10 protein-coding genes are annotated in these 11,025 nt (G+C 70.4%); 6 read left to right on the top strand and 4 right to left on the bottom strand.

Annotated elements, in window-relative coordinates; genetic code table 11:
- The coding region (locus tag VF665_RS10910) for a hypothetical protein (protein WP_331053460.1) at window positions 1-887 on the bottom strand (887 nt) is incomplete at its 3' end.
- Window positions 884-1,996: a hypothetical protein gene (locus tag VF665_RS10915; protein WP_331053461.1), complete on the bottom strand. Its 1,113-nt coding sequence runs from the start codon at window positions 1,994-1,996 to the stop codon at window positions 884-886. The genes VF665_RS10915 and VF665_RS10910, both read right to left, overlap by 4 nt.
- 261 nt (window positions 1,997-2,257) lie before the next feature.
- On the opposite strand from VF665_RS10915, the gene VF665_RS10920 reads away from it, so the two are divergent.
- The 4 genes from VF665_RS10920 (at window position 2,258) to VF665_RS10935 (ending at window position 6,233) form a co-directional block, all read left to right on the top strand.
- A complete protein-coding gene (locus VF665_RS10920) occupies window positions 2,258-2,821 on the top strand; it encodes a DinB family protein (protein ID WP_331053462.1) in 564 nt (187 codons plus the stop codon).
- Between the two features lie 135 nt (window positions 2,822-2,956).
- Window positions 2,957-3,811, top strand: a complete 855-nt coding sequence (locus VF665_RS10925; RefSeq protein WP_331053463.1) for a hypothetical protein — start codon at window positions 2,957-2,959, stop codon at window positions 3,809-3,811.
- Between the two features lie 77 nt (window positions 3,812-3,888).
- Complete coding sequence (locus VF665_RS10930; protein WP_331053464.1) at window positions 3,889-4,989, top strand: carboxypeptidase-like regulatory domain-containing protein; 1,101 nt, start codon at window positions 3,889-3,891, stop codon at window positions 4,987-4,989.
- Between the two features lie 146 nt (window positions 4,990-5,135).
- Window positions 5,136-6,233 (top strand): carboxypeptidase-like regulatory domain-containing protein, encoded by a 1,098-nt coding sequence (locus VF665_RS10935; RefSeq protein WP_331053465.1) that lies wholly within the window; start codon window positions 5,136-5,138, stop codon window positions 6,231-6,233.
- 3 nt (window positions 6,234-6,236) lie between these two features.
- On the opposite strand, the gene VF665_RS10940 is transcribed toward VF665_RS10935, so the two are convergent.
- Complete coding sequence (locus tag VF665_RS10940; RefSeq protein WP_331053466.1) at window positions 6,237-7,940, bottom strand: PAS domain-containing sensor histidine kinase; 1,704 nt, start codon at window positions 7,938-7,940, stop codon at window positions 6,237-6,239.
- Between the two features lie 388 nt (window positions 7,941-8,328).
- Entirely contained in the window at window positions 8,329-8,859 is a 531-nt protein-coding gene (locus VF665_RS10945; protein ID WP_331053467.1) for a hypothetical protein, read from the bottom strand.
- Window positions 8,860-9,121: 262 nt separating this feature from the next.
- Between VF665_RS10945 and VF665_RS10950 the strand changes: the two genes are divergently transcribed.
- Window positions 9,122-9,817, top strand: a complete 696-nt coding sequence (locus VF665_RS10950; RefSeq protein WP_331053468.1) for a DUF4337 domain-containing protein — start codon at window positions 9,122-9,124, stop codon at window positions 9,815-9,817.
- Between the two features lie 92 nt (window positions 9,818-9,909).
- Window positions 9,910-10,575, top strand: coding sequence for a hypothetical protein (locus tag VF665_RS10955; protein ID WP_331053469.1), 666 nt, complete (start codon window positions 9,910-9,912; stop codon window positions 10,573-10,575).
- The last annotated feature ends 450 nt before the right edge of the window (window positions 10,576-11,025 follow it).

Genomic DNA, 11,025 nt, shown 5'->3' on the forward strand with positions numbered 1-11,025 from the left:
AACGTCTGTCCGGTCCCGACGGAGTTCTGGTTGATGTACCACGTGTACGTGTACGGGGCCGTGCCCCCGACGGCCGATGCCGTCCACGTGCCTCCGCCCGAACTGGCCCAGATCTGCGTTGGGCCTGAAAGCCCGGCGCTCACGCCGTCCACATCCACCGCCAGGACCGCGCTCCGCACCGACATGGTGGCGTCCGTCGTCCTCAGTTCCAGGAGAAAGTCTCTCGAAACCGTTTCGGTGAAGAACTGACCGTCACTTGCCCACTGCCCGTCGCGGTACCACGACGACGTGTACGGGGCCGATCCGCCGAACGCTTCCGCACTCCAGGTCACGGTCGTGTTCCTCGCCGGAACCGAATTTCCGTGGATGCGGTTGACCATCGCCGATTGCGTGTACGAGATGACCACCTCCCCGAACGGGTCAGACGTCCCGCCCAGCGCCGACCCGGTATTTGTCGCAACGAAGTAGCCGACGTCGTACTCGCTGGAGAGCGGGCGCGACCCGGTGGCCGCCGGGTACGAGAGGCTGGGAAACGCCCGGTACCGGATGGTGTTGCCTCCGTTGGGATTCGCGTAGCTCTCATATTGGAAGCGCGTGAGACCCTCATCCAGGAGGCGGCCGCTGCTGTTGCGCAGCGTGAGCCCCCCGTACGCGAAATCAGAGTATCCGTAGTCATACACATGAGCTCCCGCACGCTTGAGCTCCCCTCGGAAGCCGACGGGAACGGGACATTCGCTCGGGATGATGAGTTCGAAGTCAAGAAGGTACTGCTGCCCGTTCCTGTACGACTGCAGTTCGCAACCATGAACGAGCGTATTGTCGACCGTGCACGCACCTGCGGCCGCAAGAGCGGCCAGGACGACCGTACCGCGTTTCCAGAAAGTCATGGCGCCTTCTCCGGCTGATCGGCGACGACGGTCTCAAAGGCGATCGGCTCGAGGATGGGCAGTTCCAGAATGGCGGGGCGTCCTTCCGAGATGGAATCGCCCAGGAGTCGCGCCTCGATGCGCTCCGTCTTCAGCTGCGTTTCCGCCGGGATGTACATGTGGTCGAAAGCTCCCACGAGGATCTCACGAGCATTGACTCTCCTGCCTCCGCGGGCCGTGGCGCGGACGGGGATTTCGCGGTCCAGCCGCACCTTCCAGAGCGCCTGCGCCGGTGCCCACATGCCTGCCCGAGTCAATCTTGGAGGCATGGGATCGGCGCGGAGAACGAGTTCCGGAACGTGGGAAGCCCGGGCTCCCGTCGCGCGGCTCACGCGCGCGACGGCCTGCTCCGGAAGGACGGGTACGAACCCGATTCCCATGTGGGGCGTTCGCGCGATCGCGGCGTGGTCAAACTCTGCGCCATGGCGCACCTGAGGCATGAGGAAGCCGCGTTCGTCGATCCGCTCGTACGTTGCGTACGCCGCGACCGAGATGATCAGAACCGGCTCGCGCCCCGCAAGCAGAGTCACCAGGTAGTACGGGCCGTACATGTTGCGGAACGCGGGATGAAATCCGTCCGGAACGGGACCGAACGCCGTCCTTGCCAGAAAGGTGCGGCCGACCTGCAGGTGATCAAAGTCGATCGGCGCGCCGCGATCGCTTTCCAGAGGCCGGCGGAGGGCAAAGTTCCACGTCTTGATGTAGGCCAGGGCGAGCTGGCCCGCACGCTCGGGGCTGATGATGGGGACCTCGCCGGGCGCGGCGGGTTGCGGGAACTGAAAAAGGCCACGGCTGTCGATGGACTGCGCCGCGGCCCCCGTCACGTAGTTGCGCAGTTCAGCCGGGGGATCGCCGGACGTCAGCGGCGCCGCCTGATCGTGACAGCCGGCCAGCGCCCACGCGAGCGCGGCCACCGGCAGGACGTTCCTCTCGACTCGGATCCTGAGCGGGTTACGAAGAGTCATAGTTTCTCCGAGGGGATGGGCGGCGACACCGGTGTGCCAAACCATAGTAAGAACGCGCCCGCCGATGCGCAAACGTTTCGTCATATTACGAGCGGGTGGCACCATCCTTGGCTTTCTTCATCCGCCGCGCCCGCGCCGTTTCGGAATTACCCCTGCCGCGGGCGTGCGTCGCCCACGGGCGGCAACCGGGCGGGCTGGGCGCCACGTGGCCGCAGGTGGGCAGTCGGTGATCACTGGCTTGCCCCGAAGGTGAACCGCGGCGTACTCTCCCCCGCCGTGCTGCATCAACGCCGTTTCGCGAGCCCGCGTCTGCCGTTGGGGCCGATCCCACGCCAACTCCCTTCCCTTCCGCAGGAGATCGTCCGCATGCATCCGCGCATCCAGGAAATTCTGGACTTCTTTGACGAGCAGTACCACGCCCTGCGCGCCGCCGCCGAGGCCGTTCCCGCCGCGCACCGCGAGCGGCAGCCGGGTGCGGGGCGCTGGTCCGTGGCGCAGGTGATGGACCACGTGGCGCGCGTGAACACGGTGATGGCGCAGCTGGTGGCGGGCAACGTTGCCCAGGCACGCGCGCAGGGGCTGGCGCAGGAGACGGAAACCGGCTCCGTCATCAAGACGGAGGAGGTGGCGGCGGTGATGGACCGCGGCACCCGGCGCAGCGCGCCCGAGCCCGCCCACCCCGCGCCGGACGCGCGCTACGACGACGCTCTCGCCGCGCTGGAGGCTTCGCGCGAGCGCGTCCGCGAGACGTTCACCGCGGCGGACGGGCTGGCGCTGGGCGCTGTGCAATTCACCCACCCCGCGCTGGGGCCGCTGAACATGTACCAGTGGGGCGTCGCGGCCAGCGCCCACCAGGCCCGCCACGCCGCGCAGATCCGCGAGGCGGCGGACGAGCTGGCCGGCTCCTCCCCGGAGCAGCCGGGCGCGTAGCCCGAATCCTTCCCCGCGCGAATTGCGTATCGGCCCGGGCCGGCGCGGCGGTCTTCCCTTGCCCGTTTCCGGCGGGCGGGTTTACTGTCTGTGTCGGCCCCGTCGTTTCCGGCCTCCTCGTTCGCAGCGCTGAGTATGAAGTCGTGCCCGTTCTGCGCGGAAGAAATCCAGGACGGCGCCGTGCTGTGCCGCTTCTGCGGACACACGCAGGCTCCCGCTCCGTCCGCATCCGCCCCTACCACGCCCGCTGATCCCGCCGCCACCCAGGCCGCGGCTGAGCCCGCCGCGTCCGCATCGAGCGCAGCGGAAACCGTCGCGCCGGTCACCGCGGGGACTGCCGGGGCGACGGACGTGCGCGGACCGGCGGACGCGGCCCTTTCATCCGCCGGCGCGGCGCCGTCCTCCGTTGCGCCGAAGGTGCGCGAGCGCTCCGTGCTGGCGACGGTGGCGATGGTGCTCGCGATCGTGCTGGGCGGGGTGGCGAGCGGATACGGGCTGGGGCAGTTCCCTCAGGTGCAGCACTCGGCGGCGTCGCTGATGGGCGGCTTGGTGCCCGCCCCGGTGAAGGCCGCCGCGCCGGCGCGCGCATCCAGGCCCGCCCGGCGGCGCCCGCCTCCGCCCATCAACCTCAAGCTGGTGGAGCCGCAAACGGTGGAACTCCACGCGGGGCGGTACGTCACCTTCCGCTTCTACCTCCCCGCGGAGCGCATCTGCACCGTGACTGGCCACCTTGCCGGGCTGGAGGGCGGAAACCGCGACGTGGACCTGTTCATCGTGGATGACGACGGGCTGGCCAACTTTGAGAACAGCCGCGACTTTGAGCCGCTGGCCGGCTCCCGGCGCACTTCCGCGTTCGCTCTCCGCAAGCGGATGGGCGTGGGCCGGTACCACGTGGTCGTCAGCAACCGCTTCTCGCTTTTCACTGGCAAGCGCGTGAAGCTGGACGCCTTCCGCGCAGAATGCGTCGTGCCCGCCGCCGCCACGGCCTGACGGCTCCCGGCGGCTACGCATCCCTCGCCGGCGGACGGCTTCCCTGTTATCAATCCATCCCCGTTCCGCATCCGGCCATGCAACGCACCCGCATTGCGCTCCGCTGCTTGCTCGCCGCCGCCGGGCTCCTGGGCGCGGCGGCCGGGCACGCGCAGACGGTCACGGGCCGCGTGGTGGATCCCGCGACGGGCGAGCCGGTTCCGGGCGCGATGGTGCTGATGCGGGGCGAAGGAACGGAGCGCAGATCGCTGGCGGATTCCGCGGGAAACTACGTGATCCGGGCGCAGCGTCCGGGGTCGTACGTCCTTGTGGCGGAACGGGTTGGGTACGGGGCGGCCCCGTCCGCGCCCATTCGCCTGGAGGAAGGCGAGACGGTGCGCCACGACCTGCGCGCAGGCTCCGGGCGCGTGCTGCTGGAGGCGATCACCGCCACGGGCCGCGCGCGGGCCTGCGAGGGCGAGGTGCGGCGCGGGCCGGAAGCGCAGGTGCTGTGGGAGGAGGCGCGAAAGGTGGTGCAGTCCGCCGCGCTGACGGCGGAAAGCGAGCATCTTTCGTTCGTTACCCGCCTGCACCGGCACGAGCGGCGGCTGAACAACCCGAACCCCGTCCGGTCGCGGGAGTGGACGGTGACCGCCACCGGGCGCCCCTTCGCGTCCCGGACGGCCGAGCAGTTGGCGGACGAGGGCTACGTCGTGTCCGAACGAGATTCCACGGTGTTCCAAGGGATCGACGCGCACGCCATTCTGTCCGACGCCTTTGTGCAGCACCACTGCTTCAGCGTGCGCGAGGGCGGGCGCGACAGGCCGGGGCTGGTGGGGCTGGAGTTCATGCCGCTGCGGGGCCAGCCGCGTCCGGACGTGCAGGGCGTGCTCTGGCTGGACCGCGCCTCCGCCGAGCTGCGCACGGTGGAGTACCGGTTCACCGGCCTTCCGTACAGCGGCGCGGTGGACCGGCTGGGGGGGCGCCTGCGCTTTGAGCGGCTGCCGGGAGGACGATGGATCGTGCGCGACTGGATCGTGAACGCGCCGCTGCTGGAGATCGACCTGCTGAGCCCGGCGCTCAGCGGCAAGGCTCCGCGTGCCCGGGTGCGCGGGCTGGTGGAGAACGGCGGCGAGGTGATCGAGATCCGGGCCGCCCCCGCGCGCACACCGGCGGCAGACTCCGCCTCGCCCTGCTGATCCACGGCGACGGCGCGCCGCGATCGGAGACTTCGCGCATCCATCCACATCCGCGCCGCCCATCGCTTTCCGCCCGCCAGGGACGACCATCTATCCGCCTGGCGCGTCCTGACGCCGTCATCATCCGCCGCTTCCCGCTCCGCCTCATGCAGCGCATCCGCCTGACGCTTTCCACACTGATGGTCTCCAGCCTGCTCGCGGGGACGGCCGCGCGGGCGCAGACGGTCACCGGGCGCGTGGTGGATGCGGGCAGCCGCGAGCCGGTGGCGGGGGCGCTGGTGCTGCTGCGGGGGGAGGACGGCGCGGAACTCCGCACGGTGGCGGACCGCGCGGGAGGATACACCATCCGGGCACACGGGCCGGGAACGTACACCCTGCTCGCCGAGCGCGTGGGCTACCGGTCGTCGCCCCCGGAGAGCGTGCGCCTGGCCGCGGGGGAAACGGTGCGGCACGACCTGCGGGCCGGCGCGGGGCGCGTGATGCTGGCCGCCGTCACCGCGACCGGCCGTCCGCGCGCCTGCAGCGGCAACGTGGGGCGCGGGCCCGAGGCGCAGGTGCTGTGGGAGGAGGCCCGCAAGGTGCTGGCGGCCTCCGTCCTGGGCGGCGAAGGCGAGCAGGTGGAGTTCATCACCCGGATGTACCGCCACCTGGAGGTGCTGCCCAGCCCGGCTCCCCGGCAGCGGCGCGAGTGGACGCTCACCGCGCGCGGCAGGCCGTTCGTGGTGCGGTCGGTGGATGACCTGCTGGCCAAGGGATACGTGGAGCCCGGGCCGGACAGCACCGTGTTCCACGCCGTGGACGCGCAGACCATTCTGTCCGACGCCTTCGTGCAGCACCACTGCTTCAGCGTGCGCGAGGGAGGCCGCGGCAGGCCGGGGCTGGTGGGGCTGGAGTTCATGCCGCTGCGCGGGCTGGCGCGGCCGGACGTGGAAGGGGTGCTGTGGCTGGACCGCGCCACGGCGGAACTGCGGCGGGTGGAGTACCGCTACACCGGCGTGGGGTACAGCGGCCCCATGGAGCGGCTGGGCGGGCGGATGAGCTTTGCGCGGCTGCCGAATGGCGGGTGGATCGTGCGCGACTGGGTGGTCAACGCGCCGCTGCTGGACAACCGGGTGACGCGGGACATCCGGGCCCGGCCGCGGGTGCGCGGCACCGTGGTAACCGGCGGGGAGGTGATGGAGATCCGCGTTCCCGGGCAGGCGCCCGTCGCCCCCGCCGCGGTGGAGGAGTCGCAGCGGCGCTGACCCTTACTCCGCGGCGCGCGGGAGGCGCAGGGTGAAGGTGCTGCCCTCCCCCATTACGCTTTCCACCGTGAGGTCGCCGTACATGCCGCGCGCCAGGTCGCGGCTGATGGCCAGCCCCAGCCCCACCCCTTCCTGCGGCTGGTTGAGCGACCGGCCCACCTGCTGGAAGGGATCAAAGATCGCGTCCAGCTTGTCCGCCGGAATTCCCCGCCCGTTGTCGCGCACGCGCAGCAGCACCTCGCCCGCCGCCTCCTCGCACGACAGCAGCACCCATCCGCCCGGCGCCGTGAACTTGATGGCGTTGGACACCAGGTTCAGCAGGATCTGCCGCACCCGCTCCTCATCCCCCAGAATGCGCAGTTCCGGGTCGCACGCCTCCACCGAGTAGGCGATCCCCCGCGCGCGCGCCTGCGGGGCCACCAGCGGCTCCACCCCGTCGATGGCCTCCAGCGCGGAGATGGGGCGCAGGTCGAACTCCATTCGCCCCGCCTCCATGCGCGCGTGCGAAAGGATGTCGTTGATGAGGGTGAGCAGGTGGCGCTGGTTGACGGCCAGCCGCGCGAGCGCCTGCCGCTGCGCGTCCGTCACCGGGCCGTGGATCCCCAGGTCCAGCAGGTCCACGTACCCGCCGATGGCGTTGAGCGGGGTGCGCAGCTCGTGGCTCATGGCGGATAGAAAGTCCGTCTTGGCGCGGTTGGCCGCCTCCGCGCGCTCCCGCTGGGTTTCCGCCTCGGCGCGGGCCAGTTCGGCGTCGCGGCGGGCGCGCTCCAGTTCCGTGACGTCCGTGGCGGCGACCACCATGGCGTACACCTGCCCCGCCGCGTCGCGCAGCGGCTGGTACACCAGGTTGAAGAAGTACTCCTCGGGCACGCCGTCGCGGTCGCGGTCCATCAGGGTGCGCTGCGCATAGACGGCCAGCGGCTCGCCGCTGACGTACACCCGGTCCACCAACTGAAAGACGGACTCGTCCACGGCGGGAAAGGCGCTGCGCGCGGGGACGCCGACCACCTCGTCGCGCCTGCGGTTCACGATGCCGAGCCAGGCGTCGTTCACCAGTTCGTACACGTGCTCGCGGCCGCGGGCGATGTACATGGAGACGGGCGCCTGGTGAATGAGCGTGGACAGGTGGTCGCGCGCGGCCCGGGCCTCGGAGAGGGCGTGGTGCTCCGCCTGCAGCAGCCGCTCGCGCTCTTCCTGCAGCCGCAGCAGCGCCACCTGGCTGGTCGTTTCCACCATGTTGGCCAGCACCCCCGCCACCTTTCCCGCCTCGTCGCGCACCGGGCTGTAGGAGATGGTAAGGTAGACTTCCTCCCGCGCGCCGTTGCGCTCCAGCGGGTACAGCGCATCGTGCAGGGTGATGGTTTCACCGGCAAAGACGCGGGTGTAGATGGGCTCGTTCAGGTGCCACACCTCCGGCCACACCTCGCGGTTGCCCCGCCCCAGCGCGCGCGGATGCTTGCGCCCGATCAGACCGGCGTACGCATCGTTGTAGATCTGGATCAGCTCCGGGCCCCACAGCAGCACGTTGGGCAGCCCCGCCTCCAGCACCAGCCGCACCGTGCCGCGCAGGGTGGCGCTCCACGCCTGCGGCGCGCCCAGCGGGGTTGCGGCCCAGTCCAGCTCGCGGCAGAGGCGGGCGGTCTGGCCGCCGTGATCAAACGGGGAGGACGCGGCCTCTGGAGGGTGGGACGCCGGGGATCGAAGCATCGGCGGATGGGCGGAAGACGGGAAACATTCAGCGCAGCGCGACAACATACGGCCTGCTCCGCCGCCCCGGAATCCCCCCGTGCGACGGATTCGTTTTCGACTCTCTTTCAATTACACGGAGACACGGAGGAAGGGGCGGCCTCTCCGTGCTTTCGCGCCCTGCGCGAGCCTGATTTTCTGCATGGCGAGCCGGTCTGGACGGTACGCGGGAAGTACATACCGCCTGGTCTGTCATTCTACGTCATGACCGGACGCGCGCCGGCGAGGCGCTGTGCTCGTCTGCCCACGCTGGCGGCCTGACGGCGCATCCCGCGCACCACCGGCAGACAACAGCGTGCCCCGGCGACGGTCGCCGGGGCACGTGTTGGTTTTCGGCTCCGTCCACCCTTCAGCCGGGGGATGCGGACGCGGTATCCGGGCGCGTGATGGCGCACCAGGGCCAGCGGGGACCGTTGCGCGGGCGGCTGCTGCGCCGCCCGCCGTGCGCGCCCGAGTGATCCTCGTTCTGGATCTGGCAGGCGATCTGCTGCTGGGCGGGGTTCAGAATCGCCTCCACGCTTCCCGTCATCCGCCGGTTGTTCTCCACGAGCGCGGCCAGGGTGGGGCGCGCGGCCATGAGCTCCCGCGCGCGCTCGGACTGGCGGGCACGCGGGTCCGGGCGGTCGCCCCACACCTGGCGCAGGCGCCGCGCGAGGGTGTCGTTCTCGATCCGCCACACTCGCGCGACGGAATCCAGCGCAATCACCTGCGGTGAGGTGAGGGCCAGGCGCTCGCGCTGGCTCAGCAGCGACGGAATGGAGGGCGCGCTGGCACCCACGACGGCGCCCTGCGGCCCGGCCGACACGGCGGGCGCCGGGCCCGATGCCGGTCCGCACGCGGCCACCATCATCCCCACCCCCAGCAACGGGACGTATCTCACGATTTCATGACTCCTTGAGAGGATTTCCTGCTGTACACCGGAACCGGGTGAAATGTTGGGCCTTCGCGTATTCCGCTTCCCGCCCCGGCGGACATGCATTCCGGCGCGCGCCCAAACATGCGGATTCGGGTGCCGGACCTCGCGTCCTCGTCAACGTTCCGGCAAGGCAGGAGCGGGGCCGGATGGGCTCCCCGGGCGCGCCCACTTGCGAAACACACGTCCGCAATCCCAAGATTCCGGTCCGCTCTGCTACGGATTTCCGGTGCACAAATCCACCGGGATTCCGCATCCCTTCTCCACCGACGCACCCCGCCGCACCGCCATGGACGCCGCCGATACCGCTGAGCTGATCAGTGAAATCCGCGAAGAACGCGCCGAACACGAGGAGGATGAGAAGTTTCGGGGGCGCGCCGCGCTGGTGCTGGCGTTCATGGCCATGCTGCTGGCCATCGGCAGCCTGGGGGCGGGCAACGTGGCGGAAGACATGGTGCACAACAACATCGCGGCCAGCGACACCTGGGCCTTCTTTCAGGCCAAGAACGTGCGCCAGACGCAGTACAAGATCGCGGTGGAGGCGCTGCAGGCGCGGTTGATGGACCCCGCCGTGACCGCGGAGGAGCGCGGCGCGATCGAGAAGCAGGTGGCGAAGTACCGGGAAACCATCGCGCGCTACGACGACGAGCCTGATCCCGCCGCCCCCGCGGACAGCCTGCGCGGTGAGGGAAAGAAGCAGCTCGCCACGCGGGCGCGCAGCTACGAGCGCCTGCGCGAGGTCGCCAGCCGGCAGGACGCCAACTTCGACTACTCGGAGGTTGCCTTCCAGCTGGGACTGGTGCTGGGGTCCGTAGCCATCCTGGCGCTGTCGCGGCCGGTGCTGGGCATCAGCATCGGGCTCGGCGTGGTGGGGACGATCCTGATGATCAACGGATTCCTGCTGCTGTTTCCGCTGCCGTTCTGAGGGCACGCGCGGTTGCGCCTGGCGGGGGGGTGGAGCCATCTTGGACGGGCCGAATGCACGCAGATCCACTCACCCTACCCCACCGGAGAAGCATGCGCAGAATTCTTGTGAGCGCCCTTCTGCTCGCCGCCGCCGCGTCTCCCGCGGCCGCGCAGGGCCACGACCACACGCAGCCGGCCGCGGGCCACGGCGCCGGCCATGCGCACGCCATGCCCGCGGGCTGGACGGCGCGCCTGGACCGCGCCAACGCCAACGTGGCGGACATGATGTTCATGCAGATGGGCGGCGGATACCACGTCGTCACGGGGCCCGCGGCCATCCTGTACAACCCCGCCACCACGGCGACGGGCGCGTACACCGCCCGCGGCACCTTTCGCCAGAACAAGCTGTCGGCGCACCCCGAGGCGTACGGCCTGATCCTGGGCGGCCGCAACCTGACGGCGGACAACCAGGACTACCTGTACTTTCTGGTGCGGCAGGACGGGCAGTTCACCATCAAGCACCGCGCGGGCAGTGAGACGCACACGCTGATGGACTGGACGGAGAACGCCGCTGTGGCCAAGCCGGACGCGCAGGGCCGCGCGACCAACGCGCTGTCGGTGGCGTCCACGCCCACGCACATCCGCTTCCTGGTGAACGGGACGCAGGTGGCGGAGTTCGCCCGCCCGTCGGCCAACACGGACGGGGTGGTGGGCCTGCGGATCAACCACAATCTGGACGTGATGGTGACGGACTTCGCGGTGCAGCCCACCCGCTGACCGCCGCGCACCACCCCGGATGACGACGGCCGCCCCGCGCACTCGCGGGGCGGCCGTTTGTTTTTTGGGCTGTTGGATGGGAGGTGCGAGATGGGGCGCGCCGTCCAGAGGGACCGGATCCGCGGTGGTGCGGCGCCCAGTTCGCACGCATAGAGGCCGCCGCAGCGCCGGTGCGCGAGGCGCAACCCGGTGCGGCCGCCTGTCCAGAGCGAACGAGAATTCCGCTGGAACAGCACCAAGTCCGCTTGGCGCGGACTGTGGCCGCTGCATCGGTGCAGGAGTCGGAACCCGGTGCGGCAGCCCGTCCAGAGCGAATGAATTCGCCGCTGGAACAGCACGAAGTCCGCCGGCGCGGACTGGGGCCGCTGCATCGGTGCAGGACTCGCAACCCGGTGCGGCCGCCTGTCCAGAGCGAATGAATTCGCCGCTGGAACAGCACGAAGTCCGCCT

The organism is Longimicrobium sp. (assembly GCF_036387355.1).
GTDB lineage: Bacteria > Gemmatimonadota > Gemmatimonadetes > Longimicrobiales > Longimicrobiaceae > Longimicrobium.

Excerpts from the sequence above, each read along its gene's own strand:
- VF665_RS10915 (WP_331053461.1), bottom strand. The coding sequence starts at position 1,996 with ATGGTGCCACCCGCTCGTAATATGACGAAACGTTTGCGCATCGGCGGG.
- VF665_RS10920 (WP_331053462.1), top strand. The coding sequence starts at position 2,258 with ATGCATCCGCGCATCCAGGAAATTCTGGACTTCTTTGACGAGCAGTAC.
- VF665_RS10925 (WP_331053463.1), top strand. The coding sequence starts at position 2,957 with ATGAAGTCGTGCCCGTTCTGCGCGGAAGAAATCCAGGACGGCGCCGTG.
- VF665_RS10930 (WP_331053464.1), top strand. The coding sequence starts at position 3,889 with ATGCAACGCACCCGCATTGCGCTCCGCTGCTTGCTCGCCGCCGCCGGG.
- VF665_RS10935 (WP_331053465.1), top strand. The coding sequence starts at position 5,136 with ATGCAGCGCATCCGCCTGACGCTTTCCACACTGATGGTCTCCAGCCTG.
- VF665_RS10940 (WP_331053466.1), bottom strand. The coding sequence starts at position 7,940 with ATGCTTCGATCCCCGGCGTCCCACCCTCCAGAGGCCGCGTCCTCCCCG.
- VF665_RS10955 (WP_331053469.1), top strand. The coding sequence starts at position 9,910 with ATGCGCAGAATTCTTGTGAGCGCCCTTCTGCTCGCCGCCGCCGCGTCT.